The sequence below is a fragment of the Streptomyces sp. NPDC030143 genome, assembly GCF_055573695.1.
In genome coordinates this window covers 1-25,285 of the sequence record NZ_JBVIAY010000023.1, presented here as the reverse complement: position 1 = coordinate 25,285, position 25,285 = coordinate 1, and the positions used below count along the sequence as shown (strand labels likewise).

At 73.3% G+C, this 25,285-nt stretch carries 20 protein-coding genes and 1 rRNA gene; 5 read left to right on the top strand and 16 right to left on the bottom strand.

The genetic code is table 11. From position 1 onward, the window contains the following. Positions 1-78 precede the first annotated feature (78 nt). The 3 genes from ACZ4YY_RS30435 to ACZ4YY_RS30425 form a co-directional block, all read right to left on the bottom strand. Complete coding sequence (locus tag ACZ4YY_RS30435; RefSeq protein WP_468297546.1) at positions 79-2,148, bottom strand: tetratricopeptide repeat protein; 2,070 nt, start codon at positions 2,146-2,148, stop codon at positions 79-81. Positions 2,149-2,386: 238 nt separating this feature from the next. Continuing rightward, a complete protein-coding gene (locus ACZ4YY_RS30430) occupies positions 2,387-3,013 on the bottom strand; it encodes an NUDIX domain-containing protein (RefSeq protein ID WP_468297541.1) in 627 nt (208 codons plus the stop codon). 84 nt (positions 3,014-3,097) lie between these two features. Next, the gene (locus tag ACZ4YY_RS30425) at positions 3,098-4,768 is read right to left on the bottom strand and encodes a CTP synthase (protein ID WP_468297536.1); all 1,671 of its coding nucleotides are present in this window, start codon (positions 4,766-4,768) and stop codon (positions 3,098-3,100) included. A gap of 529 nt (positions 4,769-5,297) precedes the next feature. On the opposite strand from ACZ4YY_RS30425, the gene ACZ4YY_RS30420 reads away from it, so the two are divergent. After that, a complete protein-coding gene (locus tag ACZ4YY_RS30420) occupies positions 5,298-7,100 on the top strand; it encodes a glycoside hydrolase family 15 protein (protein ID WP_468297533.1) in 1,803 nt (600 codons plus the stop codon). 141 nt (positions 7,101-7,241) lie between these two features. After that, positions 7,242-8,624, top strand: coding sequence for an FAD-binding oxidoreductase (locus ACZ4YY_RS30415; protein WP_468297529.1), 1,383 nt, complete (start codon positions 7,242-7,244; stop codon positions 8,622-8,624). Here the strand turns inward: ACZ4YY_RS30415 and ACZ4YY_RS30410 are convergent. Then, the gene (locus ACZ4YY_RS30410) at positions 8,611-9,567 is read right to left on the bottom strand and encodes an LLM class F420-dependent oxidoreductase (protein ID WP_468297526.1); all 957 of its coding nucleotides are present in this window, start codon (positions 9,565-9,567) and stop codon (positions 8,611-8,613) included. The two genes, ACZ4YY_RS30415 and ACZ4YY_RS30410, sit on opposite strands and share 14 nt — an antisense overlap. A gap of 100 nt (positions 9,568-9,667) precedes the next feature. Here ACZ4YY_RS30410 and ACZ4YY_RS30405 point away from each other — a divergent pair, with 100 nt between their 5' ends. Continuing rightward, on the top strand, positions 9,668-11,311 hold the full coding sequence (locus ACZ4YY_RS30405; protein WP_468297523.1) for a PucR family transcriptional regulator: 1,644 nt from the start codon (positions 9,668-9,670) through the stop codon (positions 11,309-11,311). A 91-nt stretch (positions 11,312-11,402) separates the two neighbouring features. Here ACZ4YY_RS30405 and ACZ4YY_RS30400 read toward each other — a convergent pair whose 3' ends face one another. The 5 genes from ACZ4YY_RS30400 to ACZ4YY_RS30380 form a co-directional block, all read right to left on the bottom strand. Continuing rightward, positions 11,403-12,521: a glycosyltransferase family 4 protein gene (locus ACZ4YY_RS30400; RefSeq protein WP_468297520.1), complete on the bottom strand. Its 1,119-nt coding sequence runs from the start codon at positions 12,519-12,521 to the stop codon at positions 11,403-11,405. 755 nt (positions 12,522-13,276) lie between these two features. Beyond that, entirely contained in the window at positions 13,277-14,995 is a 1,719-nt protein-coding gene (gene recN, locus ACZ4YY_RS30395; protein WP_468297763.1) for a DNA repair protein RecN, read from the bottom strand. A gap of 146 nt (positions 14,996-15,141) precedes the next feature. Continuing rightward, on the bottom strand, positions 15,142-16,047 hold the full coding sequence (locus ACZ4YY_RS30390) for an NAD kinase (protein WP_468297517.1): 906 nt from the start codon (positions 16,045-16,047) through the stop codon (positions 15,142-15,144). Further along, positions 16,044-16,859 (bottom strand): TlyA family RNA methyltransferase, encoded by an 816-nt coding sequence (locus tag ACZ4YY_RS30385; protein WP_468297511.1) that lies wholly within the window; start codon positions 16,857-16,859, stop codon positions 16,044-16,046. Before ACZ4YY_RS30385 ends, ACZ4YY_RS30390 begins: the two co-directional genes overlap by 4 nt. 7 nt (positions 16,860-16,866) lie before the next feature. Next, the gene (locus tag ACZ4YY_RS30380) at positions 16,867-17,154 is read right to left on the bottom strand and encodes a hypothetical protein (protein WP_468297508.1); all 288 of its coding nucleotides are present in this window, start codon (positions 17,152-17,154) and stop codon (positions 16,867-16,869) included. Positions 17,155-17,196: 42 nt separating this feature from the next. Here ACZ4YY_RS30380 and ACZ4YY_RS30375 point away from each other — a divergent pair, with 42 nt between their 5' ends. Continuing rightward, positions 17,197-17,544 (top strand): sterol-binding protein, encoded by a 348-nt coding sequence (locus ACZ4YY_RS30375; protein ID WP_468297503.1) that lies wholly within the window; start codon positions 17,197-17,199, stop codon positions 17,542-17,544. Here ACZ4YY_RS30375 and ACZ4YY_RS30370 read toward each other — a convergent pair. The 4 genes from ACZ4YY_RS30370 to ACZ4YY_RS30355 all read right to left on the bottom strand — a co-directional run bounded on the left by ACZ4YY_RS30370 (position 17,528) and on the right by ACZ4YY_RS30355 (position 21,655). After that, the gene (locus ACZ4YY_RS30370; RefSeq protein WP_468297498.1) at positions 17,528-18,388 is read right to left on the bottom strand and encodes an ABC transporter ATP-binding protein; all 861 of its coding nucleotides are present in this window, start codon (positions 18,386-18,388) and stop codon (positions 17,528-17,530) included. The genes ACZ4YY_RS30375 and ACZ4YY_RS30370 overlap by 17 nt on opposite strands. Beyond that, on the bottom strand, positions 18,385-19,398 hold the full coding sequence (locus tag ACZ4YY_RS30365; protein ID WP_468297761.1) for a FecCD family ABC transporter permease: 1,014 nt from the start codon (positions 19,396-19,398) through the stop codon (positions 18,385-18,387). Before ACZ4YY_RS30365 ends, ACZ4YY_RS30370 begins: the two co-directional genes overlap by 4 nt. Positions 19,399-19,484: 86 nt before the next feature. Further along, positions 19,485-20,528 (bottom strand): FecCD family ABC transporter permease, encoded by a 1,044-nt coding sequence (locus ACZ4YY_RS30360; protein ID WP_468297495.1) that lies wholly within the window; start codon positions 20,526-20,528, stop codon positions 19,485-19,487. Positions 20,529-20,626: 98 nt separating this feature from the next. Next, complete coding sequence (locus ACZ4YY_RS30355) at positions 20,627-21,655, bottom strand: HAD hydrolase-like protein (protein WP_468297492.1); 1,029 nt, start codon at positions 21,653-21,655, stop codon at positions 20,627-20,629. Positions 21,656-21,728: 73 nt separating this feature from the next. Between ACZ4YY_RS30355 and ACZ4YY_RS30350 the strand changes: the two genes are divergently transcribed. Next, positions 21,729-23,009 (top strand): DUF1015 domain-containing protein, encoded by a 1,281-nt coding sequence (locus tag ACZ4YY_RS30350; RefSeq protein ID WP_468297488.1) that lies wholly within the window; start codon positions 21,729-21,731, stop codon positions 23,007-23,009. A gap of 76 nt (positions 23,010-23,085) precedes the next feature. Here the strand turns inward: ACZ4YY_RS30350 and ACZ4YY_RS30345 are convergent, their stop codons facing one another. The 3 genes from ACZ4YY_RS30345 to rrf all read right to left on the bottom strand — a co-directional run bounded on the left by ACZ4YY_RS30345 (position 23,086) and on the right by rrf (position 25,111). Next, the gene (locus ACZ4YY_RS30345) at positions 23,086-23,823 is read right to left on the bottom strand and encodes a tetratricopeptide repeat protein (RefSeq protein ID WP_468297758.1); all 738 of its coding nucleotides are present in this window, start codon (positions 23,821-23,823) and stop codon (positions 23,086-23,088) included. Then, positions 23,715-24,650 carry a hypothetical protein gene (locus ACZ4YY_RS30340; protein WP_468297755.1) on the bottom strand — a complete coding sequence of 312 codons (936 nt, stop codon included), beginning with the start codon at positions 24,648-24,650 and terminating at the stop codon, positions 23,715-23,717. The genes ACZ4YY_RS30345 and ACZ4YY_RS30340 overlap by 109 nt, the downstream gene beginning before the upstream one ends. 344 nt (positions 24,651-24,994) lie before the next feature. Further along, positions 24,995-25,111, bottom strand: a 5S ribosomal RNA gene (rrf, locus tag ACZ4YY_RS30335). Positions 25,112-25,285: the final 174 nt, after the last annotated feature.

The window sequence follows — 25,285 nt, the reverse complement described above, 5'->3', positions numbered from 1 at the left end:
CACCGGGATGCACCGCAGGAGAACGTGCGGCAGAGCCAGTCTAATGAAGGTGTTCCCGCTGTCTAGCCTTTCAATGCATCAATCTTCAGCGGGTGCACTGCGGATTTCGCAGGCGTTAGGGTCGTGTTCCGGCCTTGATTCCTCAGGGAGGGCCTCCTCTCCCAGGATGCTTTCGGCCGCGCTGCGGTGCAGACTCGCGGCCGTCGGGTCGCCGAGGTGCTCCAGGGTGTCGGCGAGCCGGAGCCGCAGCGCAGCCTGGAGCCGGGTGTCCTGCGCGCGGCACGCCCTGTCCACCGCCTCCTGGCAGGTGCGCAGCGACTCCTCGGGCCGGCCCGCGTACTCCTGGACCCGGGCCAGCTCGCTCAACGCCCGCGCCTGGGCGGCCACATCGCCGTTCTTGCGGTGTCCGACCGCGGCCGCCCGCCAGTGGCGCTGCGCCTCCCCGTAGCGGCCCGCGTAGGTGTGTGCCGTCGCGATCCGGCCGTACAGCCGGGCCGCGTCCGCGCGCTCGTCGCGGGCCAGCCGCTGGGCGAGGGCCCGGCCGAACCAGTCGGCGGCCCGCTCGTAGTCCCCGAGCTCCAGGTGCGCGCCGCCTACGGATTCCATGGCACGGCCGGTGGCGTAGGGGTCGTTCGCCTCGCGCCCGGCGTCGAGCGCGGCGCGGTAACGCACCAGGGCCTCGGCCGTCCGCCCGGTCCGGGCGTCGACATCGGCCAGGTTCAGCAGCGCGGCGGCCTTCTCGCGGGGGAGCCCACGGCGCTCGGCCACGTCCAGGACCAACCGGTGGATGCCGTACAGGTCGGGGGCCGCGCCCTGGGTGCCGAAGTGCGCGACCATCGCGCGGACCAGCTGGGACATCAGGCGCCTGGCCAGGGTGTCCAGCTCCCCGTCGGCGACCGCGAGCCGGGCCGAGGCGAGCAGCGCGGGGCGGCGCAGCCGCAGCCAGTCGGCGGCCGCGCGCGGGGTGGGGAAGCGCAGCGCGCGCGGCATGCCCTGGAGCTTCTCCCGGGCCTGCGGGTTGTCCGTCTCGGTGATCGCCCGGCAGGACTGCAGCAGCCGTACCGTGCGCTCCAGCATGCGGGCGCGGGCCAGCTGGAGCTCGGCCGGGCGTTCGTGGAGCTCGGCGGCGGCCCGCAGCAGGGGGTGCAGACAGCCGGGCACCTCGTACTCGGGCAGGGGCGAGTCCACCGCGCGCAGCAGGCCCAGCGTGACGAAGTCGTCCAGGGTGGTGCGGGCGGCGTCGATCGAGCAGCCGACGAGCGCGGAGGCGGTGTGCGGGTCGACGAGGCCGGCCGGGGCGAGGCCGAGCAGCCGCAGGGTCCGCGCGGCGGCCGGGGGCAGGGAGGTGTGCACGAGCCGGAAGACGCGGCTGAGGGGGTCGTCGCCGGCCGTGTCGTCACCGGACTCCGCGTGCAGGTGCTTGGCGAGGTCGGCGACGGTCGCCTTGGGGCGGGCGGCGAGCCAGCCGCCCGCGAGGATCAGCGCGGCGGGCCGGCCCTGGCAGATCTCGACCAGGCCCTCGGCGGCGCACGGGTCGACGGTGATGCGGACCGAGCCGGTGTAGCGGGTCAGCAGCTCCAAAGCGGACTTGGTGTCCAGGCCGCCGAGGGTGCAGGGCCGCACGTCCGAGATGCCGGTGAGGGGGCCGGAGGAGACGGCGACGAGCAGGCACTCGGGGGTGTCCGGAAGCAGTGCGTCGACCTGGTCGGCGCCGGCCGCGTCGTCGAGCAGCAGCACCATGCGGCGGTCGGCGAGCGCCTCGCGCAGGGTGGCCGCGAGGTCGTCCTCGGCGGCACCGGCCGGGGTCGGCAGGTCGAGGGCGGCCAGCAGTTCGCGGGCGGCGCGCTCGACCGGCACGGGGGTGCCGTCGGGCTCGGCGAGACGGGCGCGCAGGACGCCGTCCGGGTAGCGGTCGGCGACCCGTCGGGCGAGTTCCTCGGCGAGGGCGGTACGGCCGGATCCGGGCCGTCCGGCGATGAGCAGCACGCGCGCGCGGGGCGCCTTCTTCCCCGAGATGGTGTCCAGTCCCGCGCGCTCGATGTCGGCGCGCAGCTCCTTCAACTCCCGGGTGCGTCCCAGGAAATGGCCCTCCGTCGCAGCGTGTCCCGACAGCTGCACGCCGTCTGTGTCCACTGCCTGATCCGTCACGGGCCACACTCCCGTCCCACGCACGCGCCGGCCCGCCGGGTCTCCGGATCGGGCGGTCCCGAGCCTAGTTCACGCTCTGCGACGTTCCGGGAGGAGCACGGCGGTGACGTCGCCCGATCGGATCAGGCGATCGTCACACCGCACAAGCCGTTCGGCGGTCGCCCGCCCGGCGGCGCCCACCGGGGGCGGACCGCGAAGGCCCGTCCGCGTCACCCGGAACCAGGGCGCGGACAGGGCGTCAGGACGCGAAGGGCCGGGCCGGCCAGGGCGCCTCCGCCGGGCGCAGGGCGTCGAGGCCGCCGCCGGCGCGCGCCGCGACCAGGGAGAGGACGCCCACCACGAGGCAGTTGTTGTGCAACTCGCCGGCGAGGACGCCCCGGACCAGCTCGTCGACCGGCACGCGCGCGTGCTCCATGTCGGCCTCCTCGTCCTCCACCTCGAACCGCTCCCCCTCGGCCTCCGACAGGTCCCGGGCGAGGAAGATCCGCACGGCCTCGTCGCAACCGCCGGGGGTGGTGTACACGTCGGTGAGGACCCGCCAGTCCTCGGCCTTGACGTGGGCCTCCTCGTACAGCTCGCGCTGGGCGGCGTGCAGCGGGTTCTCGCCGGGCACGTCGAGCAGGCCGGCCGGGATCTCCCACAGCTTCTCGCGCACGGGGTGGCGGTACTGCTTGATCAGCAGGACGCGGTCCTCGGCGTCGAGGGCGACGACGGCCACGGAACCCGGGTGGACCTGGTAGTCGCGGCGGACCACCGAGCCGTTCGGCATGACCACGTCGTCCTTGCGGACGGAGGTCTTGTTGCCGACGAAGGGGGTCTCCGTCGCCCGGATCTCCCACGCCTCGGGGGTGTCCTTGATCGTCATGCCCTCTCCTCCCACGTGCACCGATGAAACCGGGGTGCCCTCCCGTTGAAGGGATGCACCCCGGCCACCGTACAAGCTGGTGTGTTACTTCGAATTCCGCCCCGCGCCCTCGCTCTGCTGGCGTTCGACGGCCGCCTTCACGAGGCCCGCGAACAACGGGTGCGGGCGCGTCGGCCGCGAGCGCAGCTCGGGGTGGGCCTGGGTGGCGACGAGGTAGGGGTGGACGTCGCGCGGGTACTCGACGTACTCGACGAGCTTGCCGTCCGGGGAGGTGCCGGAGAACTGGATGCCCGCCTTCTTCTCCAGCTCCGCGCGGTAGGCGTTGTTCACCTCGTAGCGGTGACGGTGCCGTTCCTCGACGTACTCCTTGCCGTCGTACACCTCGCGCACGATGGAGCCCTCGGCCAGCTTGGCCGGGTACATGCCGAGCCGCATCGTGCCGCCCATGTCGCCCTCGCCGGCGACGATGTCGAGCTGCTCCGCCATGGTGGAGATGACAGGGTGGGAGGTGGCCGGGTCGAACTCGGTGGAGTTGGCGTCGGAGATGTCCGCGAGGCTGCGGGCCGCCTCGATCACGATGCACTGCAGGCCGAGGCACAGACCCAGCAGCGGGATCCGGTTCTCGCGCGCGTACTTGATCGCGCCGACCTTGCCGAGCACACCGCGGTCGCCGAAGCCGCCGGGGATGCAGATGCCGTCCACGTCGGCGAGCTGCGCCTTGGCGCCCGCCGGGGTCTTGCAGTCGTCCGAGGTGACCCACTTGATCTTGACGCGGGCCTTGTTGGCGAAGCCGCCGGCGCGCAGCGCCTCGGTCACCGACAGGTAGGCGTCGGGCAGGTCGATGTACTTGCCGACCAGCGCGAGGGTGATCTCGTGGTCGGGGTTGTGGACGCGGTCGAGCAGGTCGTCCCAGGTCGTCCAGTCCACGTCCCGGAACGGCAGGTCCAGCTTGCGGACCACGTAGGCGTCCAGGCCCTCGCCGTGCACGGTCTTCGGGATGTCGTAGATCGAGCGGGCGTCGGGGCAGGCGACCACCGCGGCCTCGTCGACGTCGCACATCAGCGAGATCTTGCGCTTGATGGCGGTGGGGACCTCGCGGTCGCAGCGCAGCACGATCGCGTCCGGCTGGATACCGATGTTGCGCAGGGCGGCGACGCTGTGCTGGGTGGGCTTGGTCTTGAGCTCGCCCGAGGGGCCGATGTAGGGAAGGAGAGAGATGTGGACCACGAAGACGTTGTCCCGGCCGACCTCGTGGCGGACCTGGCGGACGGTCTCCAGGAACGGCAGCGACTCGATGTCGCCGACCGTGCCGCCGACCTCCGTGATCACGACGTCCACCTCGTCCGTCGCCATGCGGCGGATGCGGTGCTTGATCTCGTTGGTGATGTGCGGGATGACCTGCACGGTGTCGCCCAGGTACTCGCCGCGCCGCTCCTTGGCGATCACCGTCGAGTAGACCTGACCGGTGGTGACGTTGGCGGAGCCGTCGAGGTCGCGGTCGAGGAAGCGCTCGTAGTGGCCGATGTCCAGGTCGGTCTCGGCGCCGTCGTTGGTGACGAACACCTCGCCGTGCTGGAACGGGTTCATCGTGCCAGGGTCGACGTTGAGGTACGGGTCGAGCTTCTGCATCACGACGCGCAGGCCCCGCGCCTTGAGCAGCATGCCGAGGCTGGAGGCCGTCAGACCCTTGCCGAGAGAGGAGGCGACACCCCCGGTGACGAAGATGTGCTTGGTCGTCGGAGATTTGGTCGGCATGGCCAAGAGGGGGCTCCCGTGGTCGCGGTCTGGGGGTGCGGTGCGGCTCCCGGAGGCTCTCACCAGCGGTTCGGGCCGGAGGTTTCCGAGGGTGCCGTCGCTGCGGTTCGGGGGTTTCGAGCCCACCGGTCCACGGGCTACCAGGGTAACAGCGCCTCGGGGAGATGGCTTCCGGCCACGCTCCGCACACGGCTCGACACGCACGTGCGTACACGCACCGGGCCCTCACCCGGTGCTCACCCGTTCGGCCCACCCGCGTTGCCCCGAGCGGCACGCAGATCATCTACGTGCGTCGTATCCTGCTCGGACACTCGCTGCCGAGCCCGGCCGGCCAAGACGGCACCACCCCCGCCCGTGTCCACCGGAACAACAAGAGCTCGTCAGTTCGTTGAGCAAGAATTGGCGTTTTGCCAACACCGCTGAGCGACTGCTTTGCTTCACCGCTCAACGACGCATTACAACGACCCCCTGACCGCACTAGCGACAGCCCCCTCGTGGGGTGACGTGGCCGTTCGACTGGAGTTTGCACGTGGCCGGGCGCATCGAAGACTACGCACTCATCGGAGACATGCAGACCGCTGCCCTGGTCTGCCGTGACGGGACAGTGGACTGGCTGTGCCTGCCCCGCTTCGACTCGCACGCGATCTTCGCCGGGCTGCTGGGCACCGAGGAGCACGGCTTCTGGCGGCTCGGGCCGGCCCACGCCTCCGACCAGCGGCCGCCCACCGCGGCCCGGCGCTCCTACCGGGGCGACTCGCTGATCCTGGAGTCCGAGTGGGACACCCCGCGCGGCACGGTCCGGGTGACCGATTTCATGCCCCCGCGCGACGGCGCCCCGCAGCTGATCCGCATCGTCGAGGGCATCTCGGGCCGCGTCCCCATGCGCTCGGCCCTGCGGATGCGCTTCTCCTACGGCCGGGTCGTGCCGTGGGTGCACAAGCACGAGGGACGCACGGTCGCGGTCGCGGGCCCGGACTCGGTGTGGTTCGACACCGACTGCGAGACCTACGGCAAGTCGCTGACGACGTACGCCGACTTCACCGTCGCCCCTGGTGACCGGATCGCCTTCACCATCTCCTGGCAGCCCTCGCACAAGGAGCCGCCGCCGCTTCCCGAGCCGGAGCAGTCGCTCGAGGCGACGGAGGAGTTCTGGCGGGAGTGGGTCGAGCACTGTACGTACCACGGCCCCTACCGCGAGGCTGTGATCCGCTCGCTGATCACGCTGAAGGCGCTGACCTACGCCCCCACCGGCGGGATCGTGGCGGCCCCCACCACCTCCCTCCCCGAGGACATCGGCGGCGTCCGCAACTGGGACTACCGCTACACCTGGCTGCGCGACGCGGCGATCACCCTGTCCTCGCTGTTGCGCACCGGCTACCGCGAGGAGGCGCGCGCCTGGCGCGAGTGGCTGCTGCGCGCGGTCGCCGGCGACCCGGAGAACCTCCAGATCATGTACGGCATCGCCGGCGAGCGCGAGCTCGGCGAGGCGGAGCTGGACTGGCTGCCCGGCTACGAGGACTCCGCGCCGGTCCGGGTGGGCAACGGCGCCGCGCACCAGCTCCAGCTGGACGTGTACGGCGAGGTCACCGAGGCCCTCCACCTGGGCCACATGACGGGCCTGGCCCGCAACGACTACGCCTCCCTGCTCCAGCTGAAGCTGATCCGCTACCTGGAGAAGCACTGGGACGAGCCGGACGAGGGCATCTGGGAGGTGCGCGGTCCGCGCCGCCACTTCGTGCACTCCAAGGTCATGGCCTGGGTCGCCGTCGACCGCACGATCAAGCTGATCGAGTCCGGCGACGCGGACGGACCGCTGGAGAAGTGGCGCGAACTGCGCGACGACATCCACCGGGACGTCTGCGAGAAGGGTTACGACAAGGAGCGCAACACCTTCACCCAGTCGTACGGCTCGAAGGAGCTGGACGCGTCGCTGCTGCTGATTCCGCAGATGGGCTTCCTGCCGCCCGACGACAAGCGCGTCATCGGCACGATCGAGGCGATCCAGCGCGAGCTGTCCACCCCGGACGGCTTCATCCTGCGCTATCCGACCCAGGGCGACGACGAGGGCGTGGACGGCCTCCCCGGCGACGAGGGCGCCTTCCTGGCCTGCTCGTTCTGGATGGCCGACGACCTCGCGATGATCGGCCGCGTCGACGAGGCCCGCAAGCTCTTCGAGAAGCTGCTGTCGCTGCGCAACGACCTCGGCCTGCTCGCCGAGGAGTGGGACCCGCGCCTGCAGCGCCAGGTCGGCAACTTCCCGCAGGCCTTCAGCCACGTCCCGCTGATCGACACGGCCCTGCGCCTGACGGCGTCCGGCGCGTACGGCGGCTGAGCGGGACCGCCCTGACAGCTCCGAACAGAAGGGTTCCTTGCACGGTGAGCGCCTGATCAGGCGCTCACCGTGCAAGGAACCCTGAGGCGTGTTTCGCCCTAGGCTGGGAAGCATCAGCCCCTGCAAGGAAGGGGGCGCCCCATGGCTTCCCCGTCGAAGGCGGGCGCGGCCCTCGCCGCGCTGCGCGAGGATCTGGCCGGCGACGTGTTCGCCCCGAGGGACGCGGGCTACGACGAGGCCCGCACCGTCTTCAACGCGATGATCGACCGCCGGCCCGCGGTGATCGCGCGGTGCGCGCACGAGGACGACGTGGTGCGCGCCGTCCGGTTCGCCCGGGACCTGGACCTGAAGATCGCGGTGCGCGGCGGCGGCCACAGCGTCGCCGGGATGGCGCTGGGCGACGCGGCCCTCGTGATCGACCTGCGCCGGATGCGCGAGGTGACCGTCCACCCCGCGGCCGAGGCGGTACGCGTCCAGGGCGGGGCCACCATGAGCGACCTGGACCGGGCCACCCAGCCCCACGGCCTGGCCACCACCGGTGGGCGGGCCTCCACCACCGGAGTCGGCGGGTTCGTCCTCGGCGGCGGCACCGGCTGGCTGGACCGCTGTTTCGGCCTGGCCGTCGACAACCTGCTCGGCGTGGAACTGGTCACCGCCGACGGCGAGCGCACCCACGCCAACCCCGACGAGAACCCCGACCTGTTCTGGGCCCTGCACGGCGGTGGCGGCAACTTCGGTGTGGCGACCGCCCTCACCCTGAAGCTGTACGAGCTGCCCGAGTTCGCCATCGCGCTGGTGCTCTACCTCCCCGAGTTCGGCCCCGAGGCCACCCGCACCTACCGCGACCTGATCACCGCGGGACCGGACGAGGCGGCCGGCGCCGTCCTGTACTTCACCGGGCCGCCCGAGGAGTTCGTCCCGCCGCACCTGGTCGGCACCCTGCTGTGCGGTGTCCTGCTGACGTACGCCGGTGCCGAGTCGGACCTGCGCAAGCTCGCCGAACCGCTGCTGGCGCTGCCGCACGAGGCGCAGGTCGTCGGGGCCATGCCGTACGCCGACGTGCAGTGCATGATCGACGATCCGCCCGGGATGCGGAACTACTGGTCGGCGGAGTACCTGACGGGCGCGCCCGACGCCTTCGTGGACGTCTTCTGCGCCCGCGCGCGGTCCATGCCGGTGCCGACCGGCACCCAGCACGTCCTGTTCCCGCAGGGCGGCGCCGTCGCCGCCGGGCCGCACGCCTACCCGGTGCCGTTCCGCGCCGCCCCCTGGTCGGTGCACCCCTACGGGACCTGGGAGGACCCGGCGGACGACGAACGGTGCGTGCGCTGGGTCCGCGAGGTCCGCGCCGACGTGCGCCCCTGGAGCACCGGTGACGTGTACCTCAACTTCATCGGCGACGAGGGCGCCGAGCGGGTCGTGGCCGGCGTCGGCGCCGACAACGCCCGTCGGCTCGCGGAGCTGAAACGGCGTTACGACCCCGACAACGTCTTCCGCTTCAACCACAACATCAGGCCGGCGTGAGGGCCGTGAGCGTCCGCTCCCCCGCGGGGTCCCCGGCCGTCGCCGGCACCAGGGCGATCTCGTCGAGCCCCGCCTCGGCGTAGGCCGCGATCCGGGCCCGTACGGTGTCCAGGTCGCCGACCAGGCCGACCGCCGCCGCGGCCTGCGGCGGGAGGGCGCCGACGAGCGTGGCGCGGTCGGCGCCGGAGTCGGCCAGGGCGACGGCCTCGCCGAATCCGGCCTCGGCGAACACCTCGGCGTACCCGGGCACCGTCAGGTATCCGGCGATGCTCCCCAGCACCTGCCTCAGCGACGCGGGATCGGGGTCGACGGCGGCGGGCAGCCAGGCGGCGAGCGTGGGGGGCGTACGACCCGCCTGCTCGGCCGCGACGAGCAGCTTGGCGCGCAGCTCGCGCACCTGTCGCGGGGAGACGAGGTCGAGCAGCATGCGGTCGGCGTGGGCGGCGGCCACGGCGATCGCGCGGTCGCCGAACGCGGCGACGGTGAGCGGGCCGCCGGGCGGTGCGAGGCGGCGCCGGAAGGTGCTGCCGGGCACGATCGGCTCGCCCGGCTCGCCGTGCAGCAGCCCGCGCAGGGCCGCCGCCGTCTCGGTGAGGGCGGCGGCGGGCCGGGTCCGGGGGCGTCCGTGCACGCCCTCGACCACGCGCTTGCTGGAGGTGCCCAGCGCCACCCCGACCGCCCGGCCGGTGACCGCGGCGACCGAGGCGGCCCCCCGTGCGATGGTCAGCGGGTCACGGACGGACACCGGGACGGGGCCCGCCGTCAGCGTCGCCCGTTCGGTGACCCGGGCGATCCCTGCGGCCAGGACGAAGGAGTCCCACGTCGGTCCCTCCCCCGCCCACACCTCCCGGTAGCCGAGCCGGTCGGCGAGCGCCGCGATGCGCAGCGGCTCCTCGACCGGGCTGTCGTCCTCACGTGCCACGGCGACCACACTCATCTCCATGGCCCGCCGCTACCCGGCCGACCGCGCCCCAACCCCGCGCGGTGATCACGACCTTCGCGCGGGATGCCGTGGGCACGTCCGCGCAGGTAGCGTCCGGTGTATGGACAGCCGCGCGGATCACCGACCCGACAGCCGGGGCGCCGGCATCACCGTGCAGCGGGCGCTGGAACTGCCCGGACTGCGCAGCGGGCTGCCGGAGATCGTCGCGGGCGGGGACCGGCTCGGCCGCACGGTGCGCTGGGTGCACGCGGGCGAGGTCCCCCACATCGCCTCCCTGCTCAAGGGCGGCGAGCTGCTGCTGACCACGGGCTACGGGCTCGGCACCCGGCCGGCCGAGCAGCGGGCCTTCGTGCGCACCCTGGCCGAACGGGGCATCGCGGCGCTGGTGATCGAGCTGGGGCCGCGCTTCGCGCGTCTGCCCTCGGCTCTGGTGGAGACGGCGCGGGCGAGCGGCCTCCCGCTGGTCCAACTGCACCGCGAGGTGGCGTTCGTGACGGTCACCGAGGAGATCCACACGGAGATCGTCAACGGTCACTACGCCCTGCTCCAGCAGGCGGAGGAGGTCCACCGGCGCTGCACGGAGGCGCTGTTGGGCGGTGGCGGGATCCCCCAGGTCCTCGGCATCCTGGCCGACTTCAGCGCCAACCCGGTCTTCCTGGAGACGACCGAGGGGCTGTTGCTCTACGCCGCGGGGGAGGGCCCGCGGGGGGCGGATCCGCTCCAGGTGTGGGAGGGGCTGCGCGGCCCGCGCAGGGACGCGCCGCCGCCGGCCGGTTCGGTGCTGGTGGACGTGCCCGGGGGTGGGCCGGGTGCGGGTGCGGTGCGTGCCCGGCTCGTCCTGCTGCCCGTGCGCGGTCCGCTCGCCCCGGTGCACCGGATCGCCGCCGAGCGCGCCGCGGGCATCCTGGCCGTGGTGCTGATGCAGGCCCGCCAGGAGGAGGAGCTCGCCGCGCGCGGCCGGGGCGACTTCCTGACCGACCTCGCCGAGGGCCGGATCACGGCGGTGGACGCTCCGGGGCAGGCGCGGGTGCTGGGCTTCAAGCCGGGCGACAGTCCGCTGCTGCCGGTCGTGATGCGGCTGGGCGACACGCTCGCTCCCGGCGGCGGCTGGGCGGTCCTGGCCCGCGCGGTCGCGGAGGAGCTGGCCTCGGTCGGGGTCCCGGTCCTGCTGGGCGTCCGGCCGGTCGAGGGCCGGGTGCCGCTGCTGCTGGGGCTGCGCGCGGAGTCGGAGCGGTCGGCGGTCGCGGACCGGGTCGCGGCGGCGCTGCGGGCCGGGGCGGAACGGGCCGGGATGCGGCGGCCGGGAGCCGCGCCACCGGTGGTGGTGGTCGGGGTCGCGGGCGGCTGGGCGGCGGCGTCGGCGGGTCTGCGGCACGCGGCGGAGACGGCGACCGCCGCGCAGGGGCTGTCGGACCGCCCCTGGTACGACGCCCGCCGCCTCGACATCGATCTGCTGCTGTGGCGGCTGCGCGACCATCCCGACCTGGCGGCCTTCGTGGAGCGCGCGATCGGCCCGGTCCGCGACCACGACCACCGCTCCAGGCCGCCGCTGCTGCCCACCCTGGAGACCTACCTCGCCCACGCCGGCCGCAAGGCGGAGACGGCCCGCGAACTGCACCTCAACCGGCAGACCCTGTACAACCGCCTGGCCCGCATCGGCGAACTCCTGGGCACCGACCTCGACGACCCCCACACGGTGCTGGCGTTGAGCCTCGCCCTCCGCGCAAGACGCTTCGTACCGTGAACGCCCCGCGCCCGCCCGCTCGTGCGCGGCCCTCCGCTGAGCACGCCGTGTCCGAGGCCCGGCATCGACGGCGGTCTTCCCGGCCGCCCGCTCACATCGGCCGGGGCTGTGTCAGCTCGTCGTAGACGCTGAGCACCTGGGCGACGGTCTCGTCCTCGCTCGGCCAGGTGGCCGCCTGCCGGCTGCCCGCGTCCCTCAGCCGCGCACAGCGTCCGGGATCGTCGAGCAGCCGGACGACGGCGTCGGCGAGGGCGGCGGCGTCACCGTCGGGGACCAGTTCGGCCGCGTCGCCGACGAGTTCGCGGACCGCTGCGGTGCGGACCGCGACGAGCGGCACACGCGCGTGGAGCGCCTCCTGCGCCAGGACCGAGCGCGACTCCCCGCAGCCCGGCAGCAGCGCGAGGTCGGCGGCGGCCAGCAGTTCGCGCACGTCGTCCCGCCGTCCCAGCAGCCGGACGGGCAGCTCCTCGTCCTCGACCCGGCGCTGGAACTCCGCCCGCGACGGGCCCTCCCCCGCGACCACGACCAACGGCACCGGGTCCAGCCCGCGCCACGCGCGCGAGGCGTCCAGCAGGACGTCGTAGCCGCGGTGCTGGTCCAGGGCTCCGACGGCCACCATCAATGGGCGCCCGATGGCGCCGAGTTCGGCCCGCAGCTTCGGGCGGGGCCGGTCGGGGTCCTCGGCCGCCGGGCGGGGCCCGGGCAGCGCCACGGCACCGAGCCGGGCGTCGCGCGCGCCGGTCCGGCGGGCCCGGTCCACCAGGTCGGAGGTGGTGCCGAGGACCACGGCGGCCGCCTTCGCCACGCGCCGCTCCAGCAGGCGCAGCAGATGGGCGCGGGCACCCTCGGCGTGCGCCCGGTTGTGCCAGGTCACGACGAGCGGGGTGGGCCGCCCGCTGAGCGCGAGCACGGCCCGGAAGGAGGCGTGCAGTCCGTGCGCGTGGACGACGTCGGCGTCGGTGCAGGCCGCGCGCAGCGCCGCGACGGACGTCGGATCGCTGCTGCGGGGCACGTGCACGTGGTCGGCGCCGACGCCGGTGAAGTCGTAGGAGTGATCGGCCTCGGTGGGGGCGCACACCGTCACCCGCACGCCCCGTGCGACGAGCCCCGCGGCCAGGGAGCGCACATGCGCGCTGCTGCCGGCGTTCCCGCCGCCCAGCACCTGCACGGTGCGCAGCGGCGACTGGCCGTGCGGTGAGTGGCTGCTCACGTGGCCGGGGCTCCTGGTTCGGCGTCGGACGGTCACGAAGGAACGTACAGAAGGCTCGGGCGGAGGGGTGGACCGCTCGGGTTCCTCCACGTACTACGCCAAGGATGCCAGCACGTACGGGTGTTCCGTGCCGCCGAGCACCCGGCGTCCCGGCAACACGGCCCCGCGTACCACCCACACGAGTGAAGGAAGTCGAGGTTCCGCACGCCTGCGGCCCGGCCGATCCGAGCCCGTCGAGCGCTGGAGGCATGAGTGCGTCGGCCGGACGAGACGTCCGCACCGCCCCTCCCCGCCGACGCCGACACCGACACCGACCGCGCCACCGCGCTCACCCGCTCCCCGCTCACCGCCGCGGCGGCCACGGCGGCGGCGTGTCCGACCAGCCCGGCGCGTCCCCCCACCCCGTCACGACCGCCGCACCGAGCAGCGCGCCCCGCGCGTGCGCGCCGGAGCCGCCGGAGCCGCCAGAATTGCCGGAGCCGCCGGAGCCGCCGGAGCCGCCAGCATCGTGCGCCGGGCCAGGTCGTCCGGAGCAGGACGGCCGCCGCCACCCGCCGCCGCGGCGGACAGCTCCCCGGCCGGCCCCGGACGCAGCAACCCCGGCGCTCTCGGCGCGAGCACGCACCGGCCGCCCTGATCACCCTCTCACCCAGGAGGATGCGAGCGTCGGAGAAGCCCGGGCGCCGCACGCGCACGAGGGCGGGGCGGACCCGTACGGATCCGCCCCGCCCAACCCGATGCACCACCCCGCGGTGCTAGCCGTCGGCGCGCGCCGTCGCCAGCAGTTCCTCCGCGTGGGCCCGGGCCGTCTCGGAGTCCTCCTGCCCGGCGAGCATCCGGGAGAGCTCGCGGATCCGGTCCTCCCCTTCGAGCACCTTCACGCCGGAGCGGGTGACCGACCCGTCGTTGGTCTTCTCCACCAGCAGCTGCCGGTCGGCGAAGGCGGCCACCTGCGGCAGGTGGGTGACCACCACGACCTGCGCGGTCCTGGCCAGCCGCGCCAGCCGCCGCCCGATCTCCACCGCCGCCTTGCCGCCGACCCCGGCGTCGACCTCGTCGAAGAGGTACGTCGGCACGGGGTCCGTCCCCGCGAACACGACCTCGACGGCGAGCATGACCCGCGAGAGCTCGCCGCCGGAGGCGCCCTTGGCGATGGGCCGCGCCGGCGCCCCGGGATGCGGGGCGAGCAGCAGCTCCACCTCGTCGACGCCGGACGGCCCGTAGGCGACCGTGCGCCCGCCGACCTCCACGCCCTGCGGGTCCTCGGTCTGGCGGATGTCGAACGACACGCGCGCGTGCGGCATCGCCAGGGAGGCCAGCTCGGCGGTCACCGCGGCGGCGAACCGCTCGGCGGCCTCCGTCCGCGCGTCCGTCAAGGCCTGCGCGAGCCCGCCCAGTTCGGCCCGCAGCGCGTCCCGTTCGGCGGTGAGTTCGTCGAGCCGCTCGTCGTCGCCGTCCAGTTCGGTCAGCCGCGCCGCGCCCTGCTCGGCCCAGGCCAGCACGGCACTCACGTCCTCGCCGTACTTGCGGGTCAGCGCGGTCAGCGCCGCCCGCCGCTCCTCCACCGCGGACAGCCGCAGCGGGTCGGCGTCGAGGTCGTCGGCGTATCCGGCGAGCTCTCCCGCCACGTCACCGAGGAGGATGCCGATCTCGCCGATGCGGTCGGCGAGTGCGGCCAGCGCCGGATCGTGCGACCGCACGGCCTCCAGGGCCCGCTGGGCGCCCGCGACGAGCGTCGTCGCGTCGATGCCCTCGGGGTCCTCCGGATTGCCCGCCAGGGCGGCGTGTGCGGCCGTCGCGGCGGACGACAGCGCCTCCGCGTGCCCGAGCCGCTCCGCCTCCTCGGCGAGTTCCACGTCCTCCCCGGCACGCGGTTCCACGCCCGCGATCTCGTCGAGTCCGAAGCGCAGCATGTCGGCCTCCTGGGCCCGCTCACGCGCACGCGTGGTGATCTCGTCGAGCTCTGCGGACACGGCTCGCAGCCGCCGGTACGCCCCGGTGTACTTGGCCAGCGGTCCGGCGACGGCGTCCCCGGCGTACCGGTCGAGCGCCTGCCGTTGCCGGGACAGCTTCAGCAGCCCCTGCTGGTCGGTCTGCCCGTGCACCGCGACCAGGTCGTCGGCCAGCTCGGCGAGCACGCCCACGGGCACGGACCGCCCGCCGACATGCGCCCGCGACCGCCCTTCGGCGGAGACGGTACGGCTGATCAACAGCGCGCCGTCGTCGAGCTCGGCCCCGGCCTCCTCGGCCCGCAGGACCACCGAGGCGTCCGCGGGCACGGCGATCCGCCCCTCCACCACCGCCTTCTCGGCGCCGATCCGCACGAGCGCGGCATCGGCCCGCCCGCCCAGCAGCAGCCCGAGGCTGGTGACCACCATGGTCTTGCCCGCACCCGTCTCACCGGTGACGGCGGTGAAGCCGGGCGACAGCTCGACGACCGCGTCGTCGATGACCCCGAGCGACCGTATCCGCATCTCCTCCAACACGGAGAAGACCTTACGAGGTCCGACGGCGGAAGTGCGAGGCGCCCTGTCACCCGGGCGGGTGGACGTGGGCCCCTGGCACCGCCCCGCTCAGCGCCGGACCGCCTGCCACCCTCAGCGCCGGACCCCCGCCGCCCTCAGTGCCGAGCGCCCCGCCACCCGGAGACGGGCAGCGCGAACTTCGCCACCAGCCGGTCGGTGAACGACGCGTGATGCAGTCGGGCGAGCCGCACCGGCACCGCCCCCCGCCGCACCTCCACCCGGGCCCCCGGAGGCAGCTCGAAGGTCCGCCGCCCGTCGCACCACAACACGCCCGGCGGAATGTGCGGCAGCAGCTCCACCGCGAGCACCGAGTCGGGCGAGGTCACCAGCGGCTTGGCGAACAGCGCGTGCGCGCTGATCGGCACCATCAGCAGCGCCTCCACCTCCGGCCACACCACGGGCCCCCCGGCGGAGAAGGCATACGCGGTGGACCCGGTCGGGGTCGACAGGACGATGCCGTCGCACCCGAAACCCGTCACCGGCCGCCCGTCGATCTCCAGCACGACCTCGAGGAGCTTCTCCGCGCCGGCCTTCTGCACGGCCGCCTCGTTCAGTGCCCAGTCGGTGTGCACGATGTCCCCGTTGCGGTGCACGACCACGTCGACGGTCATCCGCTCCTCGACCTCGTACGCCTTCGTCACCACCCGGTCGACGACCTTGTCGAGGTCGTCGCGCTCGGCCTCGGCGAGGAAGCCGACGCTGCCGAGGTTGACGCCGAGCATCGGCACCCCGGAGGCCCGCGCGAACTCCGCGCCCCGCAGCAGCGTCCCGTCACCGCCCAGGACGATGAGCAGCTCGCACCCTTCCAGGCACTGCGGGGTGGCCTCGGAGACCAGCTCCACCTCGTCCGGCAACGGCAGGTCGGCGGCCTCGTACTCCAGGACGCGCACCCCGATGCCCTCGCGCAGCAGACCCTTCACCACCAGCTCGGCGCTGCGGATGGCCGCCGGCCGCCCCGTGTGGGCGAGCAGGAAAACAGTACGAGCTCGGTTCTGAGTCACCGCGGCCCCTCCGCCACTGCACGGTCGACGTCGGCCGGGTTCAGTTCCGGTGCCCCGGGCCGCAGCCACAGAAAGTACTCGACGTTCCCGGAGGGCCCGGGCAGCGGACTGGCGGTGACCCCCTTCACCCCGAGTCCCAGTCCCCACGCCTTCTCGGCCACGCCCCGCACAGCCTCGGCCCGCAGCTGCGCGCTGCGCACCACACCCCCGCTGCCCAGCCGTTCCTTACCCACCTCGAACTGCGGCTTGACCATCATCACCAGATCCGCGTCCGGCCCGGTGCACCGCGCCAGGGCCGGCAGCACCAGCCCGAGCGGGATGAAGGACAAATCCCCCACGACAAGATCCACTGGCTCCCCATCGATCGCTTCGAGCGTCAACTCGCGTACGTTCGTACGGTCCTTGACGGTGACGCGTTCATCGCTCTGCAGGGACCAGGCGAGTTGTCCGTATCCGACGTCGACGGCGACGACATGGGCGGCTCCCGACCGCAGCAGCACGTCGGTGAAGCCCCCGGTGGACGCGCCGGCGTCCAGCGCCCGCCGCCCCTCGACGACGAGCCCCTGCGGCACGAAGACCGCGAGCGCCCCGGCGAGCTTGTGCCCGCCGCGCGACACGTACTCGGGATCGCTGTCGTCGACCGCGACGACGATGGCCGCCGCGGTCTCCACCTGCGTGGCCGGCTTGGTCGCGACGGTCTTGCCGACGGTGACCCGGCCCGCGGCGATCAGCTGGCTGGCGTGCTCACGCGAGCGCGCGAGCCTGCGGCGCACCAGCTCCGCGTCCAGACGACGACGTGCGACTCCTGCCACCTTGCGTTCAGCTCCTGCTCTCGTACGGCCGTGGGGGCGCCGGAGGTCCCGGGCGGGCGTCGAGCGCGGTGAGCGCGTCGCGCAGCCCCCGGTGTACATCCTCGTACACCTCGACGTGGCCGTCCGTGGCGAGGTGGTCGGCGTCGGCGAGCCGCTCCAGGTGGGCGTCCACCTCGGCGTGGCCGGTGGGCGTGCGGGGGACGTCCAGGGGAGCGGGCGCGGCGGGGTCGTGCTCGGGTCCCGCCTCGGGCACGGCCTCCCGCGGGCCCTCGCTCTCCGGCGCTGTGTCGCTCATGCCCAGACGCTACCGCGAACGGCTGGGGTACCGTCGAGCGCGATGGCCACGATCGAGGAGTGCCGCGCCGCACTCGACAAGCTCTCGGACAGCATGCAGCGCGCCGAAGGGGACGTCCGCACGGCCACGTCCCTGGACCGCTCGGTGAGCTGCCACATCACCGACCTCGACATCACGTTCGCCGGCCGCATGACGGGCGGCCGGATCGTGGTGCAGGACACCCTCCAGGGCCCTCCGCGGGAGAAGGCCCAGATCAGACTGGCCATGACCGGCGACGACCTGGTCGCGCTGGTCGGCGGCGAGCTGCACTTCGCGAAGGCGTGGGCCTCGGGCCGGGTGAGGCTGGAGGCCGGTCTGAAGGACCTGTTCCACCTCAGGAAGCTTCTGTAGCCGCGGCCTTCCGGTCCTCGGGGCGCGCCTTGCGCGCCGCCGGCACCACCAGCGGCGTGCCCGTCTCCGGATCGTCGATGACCTGGCAGCGCAGCCCGAAAACCTCCTCGACCAGCGGGGCCGTGACGACGTCGTTCGGCGCGCCCTGCGCGATGACCTCGCCGCCCTTCAGCGCGATGAGGTGTGTTGCGTACCGGGCGGCGTGATTGAGGTCGTGCAGGACGGCGACGAGCGTGCGGCCCTGCTCCTCGTGCAGTTCGGCGCACAGGTCGAGGACGTCGATCTGGTGCTGGATGTCGAGGTAGGTGGTCGGCTCGTCGAGCAGCAGCAGCGGGGTCTGCTGGGCGAGGGCCATCGCGATCCACACACGCTGGCGCTGACCGCCGGAGAGTTCGTCGACATAGCGGTCGGCCAGTTCGGCGACGCCGGTCTGCGCCATGGACTCCCGCACGACCCGCTCGTCCTGCGTCGACCACTGCCGCAGGATGCCCTGGTGCGGGTAGCGGCCGCGGCCGACGAGGTCGGCGACGGTGATCCCGTCGGGCGCGATGGACGACTGCGGCAGCAGGCCCAGCGTCCGGGCGACCTTCTTCGCCGGCATCGACTGGATCACCTGCCCGTCGAGCAGCACCCGGCCCTCGCTCGGCTTCAGCATCCGCGACAGCGCCCGCAGCAGCGTCGACTTGCCGCAGGCGTTGGGGCCGACGATCACGGTGAAGGAGTTGTCGGGAATCTCCACCGACAGCTGTTCGGCGATGACCCGCTGGTCGTAGGCGAGGGTGACGTTCTCGGCGGACAGGCGGTTCACGGTGCTCCTAGGGGTGTTCTTCGCCGAGCCGCTCATATCCGGCCCGCCTTGCGTTCGGTGACCAGCAGCCACAGCAGGTAGACGCCGCCGAGGACGCCGGTCACCACGCCCACCGGCAGTTGTCCGCCGCCGAACAGACGCTGCGCGGCCCAGTCGGCGGTGACCAGCAGCACGGCGCCCATGCACAGGGCGGGCACGAGGTTCGGACCGGGTGAGCGGGTCAGGCGCCGGGCGAGCTGCGGCGCGGTGAGCGCGACGAAGGCGACGGGGCCCGCGGCCGCGGTGGCGGACGCGGTCAGCAGGACGGCGGCGACCATCAGCAGCAGCCGTACCCGCTCCACCCGCACGCCGAGGGCGTGGGAGACGTCGTCGCCCATCTCCAACATCCGCAGCCCGCGCGCGTTGGCGAGGACGAGCGGAACGAGCACGCAGAACACGGCGAGCAGCGGCCAGACCTGCTTCCAGTCACGGCCGTCGAGCGATCCCGTCATCCACACGACCGCGCGGGCCGCGTCGACCAGGTCGGCCTTGGTGATGAGGTAGCCGTTGACCGCGGTCGCGATCGCCGAGACGCCGATGCCGACCAGCACCAGCCGGTAGCCGTGCACGCCCCGCCTCCAGGCGAGCAGGTAGATCGCGGCACCGGTCACCAGACCGCCGACGAGCGCCCCCACGGCGACTTGATCGGCCGTGCCGGACATCAGCACGATCACCACGAGCGCGCCGGCCGTCGCCCCCTGCCCGAGTCCGAGCACGTCCGGGCTGCCCAGCGGATTGCGGGACACCGCCTGGAAGACCGCGCCGCCGAGTCCGAGCGCGGCGCCGACCAGCAGCCCGACCACGACCCGCGGCAACCGCAGTTCCTCGACGATGAACTCCTGGCCCTCGCTGCCGTTTCCGGCCAGCGTCTTCAGCACGTCGCCGGCGGATATGGGGAAGTCGCCGGTGCCGATCAGCACCACGCTCGCGGTGAGCGCGGCGACCAGCAGCAGCACGACGACGACCAGGGCCCGCACGTCCACCCGGAGGGAAAGGCCGCCGGGCATGCGCAGGGAACGGGGGGCGCCGGGCGTACGGGCGCCGCGCTCCGGGGCCGGCCCGGTCTGCTCCGGTGCGGTGTGGGATGCGGTCTTCACAGCTGGGCCGTCCTCCGCCGTCGTACGAGAAAGATGAAGACCGGGCCGCCGACGATCGCGGTGACGATGCCGACCTGGACCTCCGACGGGCGGGCGACGACCCGCCCGAGCACGTCGGAGCCCAGCAGCAGCACCGGCGACAGGATCGCCGCGTACGGCATGATCCAGCGCAGGTCGGGGCCGGTGAAGGAGCGGACGGCGTGGGGCACCATGAGCCCGACGAAGACGATCGGCCCGCAGGCGGCGGTCGCGGCACCGCACAGCACGGTGGCGGCGAGCATGGACAGCGCCCGCGTCCGGTTGAGGTGGGCGCCGAGCGCCTTGGCGGTGTCGTCGCCCATGGCCATCGCGTTGAGCGGCCGCGCCAGGGCGAACGCGAGGAGCGTGCCGGCCGCGAGGAAGGGCAGCACCTGCCGGATCACCTCGTCGGTGGCGGACGTCAGGGAACCGACCGTCCAGAACCGCATCTTCGCGAGGGCCGCCTCGTCCAGGATCATCACGGCCTGGACGTACCCGTAGAGGGCGGCGGCGACGGCGGTGCCGGCGAGCGCCAGCCGCACCGGCGTGGCCCCGCGGCTGCCGCCGAGGAACCACACCAGCGCACCGACCGCCGCCGCCCCGAGGAAGGCGAACCACACGTACCCGCTCAGGCTGGTGACGCCGAAATAGGTGAGGGCGGTGACGACGGCGGCCGAGGCACCCGCGTTGATGCCGAGCAGTCCCGGGTCGGCCAGGGGATTGCGCGTGAGCGCCTGGAGCACCGCCCCGGACAGACCGAGCGCCGCCCCCACGAGCAGCCCGAGCACGGTCCGCGAGACCCGCTCCCCCACGACGACGTCGCCGTAGGTGCCGGTGTCCTGGAACAGTCCGTGCCAGACCTGCTCGACGGACAGCTCCTTGGCCCCGATGGCGATGCTCGCCAACGCCACCAGCAGCAGCACGGCGACCGAGACGAGCAGTCCGACGGAACGGACCACCCGGCGGGTTGGGGGCGCGGGGGCGGTCTCCGCGCGCTGTTCGGGAACACTGTCGACCAACACGTCAGTTAGGTTAGCCTACCCTGTGAAGCCGCCCTGATCCCAGGTCAGGGGCCTTCGCCGGGCCCACAGGTTCACCAGGCGCCCTGCGCCCGAGCGGCTCACCACCCCAGCCGTGCCAATGCCTTCCCCGCGTCCAGACCGCACCCGTCCGAGCCGGCCGCCGTCCAGGCCGCCGCACACAGCGCCCGCAGCCCGTCCAGTGCCTCGCCCTCGCCCTCCAGTTCCAGGCGCTCCGCACCAGCCGTCGCCTTCCAGCCACCGCAGCGGAAGCCGTCCCCTGACTCCGTCACCTCCGGCTGACCGGTAAGCAACCCCCGCAGATCGGCGTCGACATACGTCGGCCGGTGCTGCGGCGGCGCGGCCAGCAGCTGTGCCCCGTCGGTCACCCCGGTCAGGACGAGCAGCGAGTCCACCTCCCCGTTGAACGCCCCCTCGATGTCGGTGTCCAGCCGGTCGCCGACCACCAGCGGACGCCGCGCGCCCGTCCGCAGGACGGTCTCCCGGTGCATCGGGGGCAGCGGCTTGCCCGCGACCTGCGGCTCGGCCCCGGTCGCGATCCGCACGACCTCCACCGCGGCCCCGTTGCCCGGGGCGATCCCCCGGCCGCTGGGAATCGTCAGGTCCGTGTTGGACGCGAACCACGGCACCCCGCGCGCGACCGCGTAGGACGCCTCGGCGAACCGTCCCCACGGCAGGTCCGGCCCGCCGAACCCCTGCACCACGGCCGCCGGATCGTCGTCCGCCGACTCGACGGGCACCAGCCCGCGTTCGCGCAGCGCGACCCGCAGCCCCTCCCCGCCGATCACCAGCACCCGCGCCCCCGCCGGCACCTGCTCACTGATCAACCGGGCCACCGCCTGCGCCGAGGTGATGACGTCGTCGGCCGCCGTCGGTATCCCCAGCTCCGTCAGGTGCTCGGCCACGGTGTCGGGGGTCCGCAGCGCGTTGTTGGTGACGTAGGCGAGCCGCATCCCGCCCGCCCGTGCCGTCGCCAGCGACTCGACGGCGTGCACGATCGCGCTGCCGCCCGCGTACACCACTCCGTCGAGGTCGAGCAGCGCCGTGTCGTACGCCTCGCTCAGGGCCTGCCCACTGCCCTCGGGCCTCGTCCTGACGCCCTGGCTCATTCCGCATCGCTCCTCGTTCGCTCGCCTTTCCCCCGATCATCCCGCACGGCACTGACACACGTACGATGCCGGGATGAACACAGCAGGTCACTCGAAGGCAACGGCGCCCCGAGGCCTGGAACTCACCCCGTTCCGAGGCCTGCGCTACGACCCCGACCGGGTCGGCAGCCTCGCCGCCGTCACCTCCCCGCCGTACGACGTCGTGGTCCGCCCCGACGGCCTGCACCAGCTACAGGACGCCGATCCGCACAACATCGTCCGTCTGATCCTGCCCCAGGCCACCACCCCTGCCGCCCGCAACGAACAGGCCGCCGCCACCCTGCGCCACTGGCTGTCCGAGGGCGTCCTGACGACGGACCCCGAGCCCGCCCTGTACGTCTACGAGCAGCGGCACGCCGACGGCATGGTCCAGCGCGGCCTCATCGGCACCCTGCGCGTCTCTGAACCCTCCGACGGCATAGTCCTGCCCCACGAGGACGTCATGCCCCACGTCGTCGCCGACCGCGCGGCCCTGATGCGCGCCACCCGCGCGAACCTGGAACCCCTCCTCCTCACCTACCGAGGGGACGGCGAAGCGGCCGAGGTCGTCGAACGCGCCGCGGACCGCACCCCGCTGCTGTCCACGACCACGGAGGACAGCTACTGCCACCGCCTGTGGTCCGTCACGGACGCGGCGGAGATCGCCCGCGTGCGGGCCGACCTCTCGACCCGCCAGGCGCTCATCGCCGACGGCCACCACCGCTGGGCGACCTACCGGCGTCTACGCGCGGAGCACCCCTCACCGAGCCCCTGGGACCACGGCCTGGTCCTTCTGGTGGACACGGCCCGCTACCCCCTGCGTGTCCGCGCCATCCACCTCCTGCCCGGCCTGCCGGTCGCCGAGGCCCTCGCGGCGGTCGAGGGCCTGTTCCGCGTCCGGCGTCTCGACGCCCCCCTGCCCGAGGCCCTGGACACCCTGGCGGACGCCGCCTGCGCGGGCAACGCCTTCCTCCTCGCCGGTGACGGTGCCTTCCACCTGCTGGACCGTCCCGACCCGGCGCTCCTCGACCGCACGGTCCCCACCGACCGCCCCCAGCCCTGGCGCACCCTGGACGCGACGGTCCTGCACGCCACGCTCCTCCCCCACGTCTGGCATGTCCCCGAGGACGACCCCACCCGCATCGCCTACATCCACGACACGGCCGCGACGGTCGAGAAGGCCGAACGCGACGGCGGTACGGCGGTGTTGCTGCACCCCGTCCGCGAGGAGGTCGTCCGCGACCTCGCCCGCCAGGGCGTCACCATGCCCCGCAAGTCCACGTCGTTCGGCCCGAAACCGGCCTCGGGCCTGGTCCTGCGCGCACTGCACCACTGACCCGCGCGCACGGGGCACGGGGAAGGGGCGGGACTCCGGATGTCACCGGAGTCCCGCCCCTCACTGTTCCCGCAGGTCAGTCCTGACCGGGACGGTCCTGGCCCTCGCCCGGCTCGCCGCCGGCGGCCTCGTCCTCGTCCAGCGCGTCGACGAACTCGACACCTTCCAGCTCGGCCAGCCGGTCGGCGGCGTCGGTGCTGCCGTCCCGGTCGGCCTCGACGGCCTTCGCGAACCACTCCCGCGCCTCGTTCTCCCGCCCGGCGGCGAGCAGCGCGTCGGCGTACGCGTACCGCAGCCGCGCGGTCCACGGCTGCATCGAGTTGGAGGCCAGCTCGGGGCTCTGCAGCGTCACGATGGCCGCGTCGAGCTGCCCCATGTCACGCCGGGCCCCGGCCGCGACGAGCCGCATCTCGACCTGTCCTGCCTTGTCGAGCTTGTGCACCTCGGGCGCCCCGGCCATGTCCAGCGCCTTCTCGGGCCGCCCCAGCCCGCGCTCGCAGTCCGCCATGACAGGCCACAGCTCCACGCTCCCGGTCATCCGCCGGGCAGCCCTGAACTCGGCGAGCGCCTCGCTGTACTTCTGGTTGGCGTAGGCCGCGAACCCGGCCGCCTCCCGCACGGCAGCGACCCTGGACGCCAGTCGCAGCGCCACCTTCGAGTACCCGTAGGCCCGCTCGGGCTCTTCGTCGATGAGCCGCGCGACCATCACCAGGTTCTTGGCGACGTCCTCGGCGAGCGTCTTGGGCAGACTCTGCAGTTCCTGCCGCACGTCCTTGTCGATCTCGTCACCGGTGACGTCCTCCGGGATCGGCAGCCGCTTGATCGGCTCGCGGTCCCGGTCACGCTCGTCGCGGAAGCGACCACCGCTGCGCGGGGCGTCCCGCCCATCACGGCCCCGGAAACTCCCGGGCCGCCCACCGCGGTCGTCCCGCCGGAACCCACCACGCTCGCCGCCCCGACGATCGTCCCGCCGGAACCCACCACGCTCGCCACCCCGACTGTCGTCACGCCGCCCGTAACCACCACGGCTGTCGTCACGGCGGTCGTCACGGCGGTCATCGCGTCGGTCGTCACGCCGGTCATCGCGTCGGTCGTCACGGCGGTCGTCACGCCGGTCATCGCGACGGAACCCACCACGATCGTCCCGCCGGAACCCACGGTCCCGGTCGTCCCGCCGTCCGTAGTTCCCACGGTCACGGTCGCCGTAGCCACCACGGCTGTCGTCACGACGGTCGCCCCGCCGGTCATCACGTCGGTCGTCACGGCGGTCATCGCGCCGGTCATCACGTCGGTCGTCACGGCGCTCATCACGGCGGTCATCACGGCGGTCATCGCGCCGGAACCCACCGCGATCGCCACGGTCACGGTCGTCACGCCGACCGAACCCACCGCGGTTGTCGTCGCGCCGGAAACCCGGGCGATCGCCACGGTCGTCACGACGGAATCCGCGGTCGCGATCACGGTCGTCCCGCTGGACGGCCGGACGGGAACCCCTGTCACCTTCACGGCGATCGTCCCGCCGGCCGTAGCCACCACGGTCACGGTCGCCGTAGCCACCACGGTCACGGTCGCCGTAGCCACCACGGCTGTCGTCACGACGGTCGTCACGGCGGTCATCGCGTCGATCGTCACGCCGGTCATCGCGGCGGAAGCCACCGCGGTCGCCACCGCGATCGCCAGCGCGGTCGCCACGGTCACGGTCGTCACGCCGGCCGAACCCGCCGCCGCCCCGGTTGTCACCGCGACGGCCGTAACCACCGCGGTCGCTGTCGCGGCGGAAGCCGCCACGATCGCCGCGATCCCCACTGTCCCGTCGCCGCTGGTCGCGCTCCGGTCGGTCGTCGGGAGAGTTGGTGGACATCGGTGACTCCTGTCTTCGGTACCGCAAACATTCTCGCGCAGCCGAGTACCCGGTGCGCTCCAAAAAACGAAAGGACCCCTGGTCCCAGCTGAACGCTGGTGACCAGGGGTCCTTCCCAAAGATTGTTCGGCGGCGTCCTACTCTCCCACAGGGTCCCCCCTGCAGTACCATCGGCGCTGTAAGGCTTAGCTTCCGGGTTCGAAATGTAACCGGGCGTTTCCCTCACGCTATAACCACCGAAACCCTAATGGTTTCGAGCGAACAAGCACACTCTTTACTTGTTTTAGCTCAAAGCCGGCAACGGTCGTTGCCTCAGAACTAACACAGTGGACGCGAGCAACTGAGGACAAGCCCTCGGCCTATTAGTACCGGTCACCTCCACACGTTACCGTGCTTCCAGATCCGGCCTATCAAC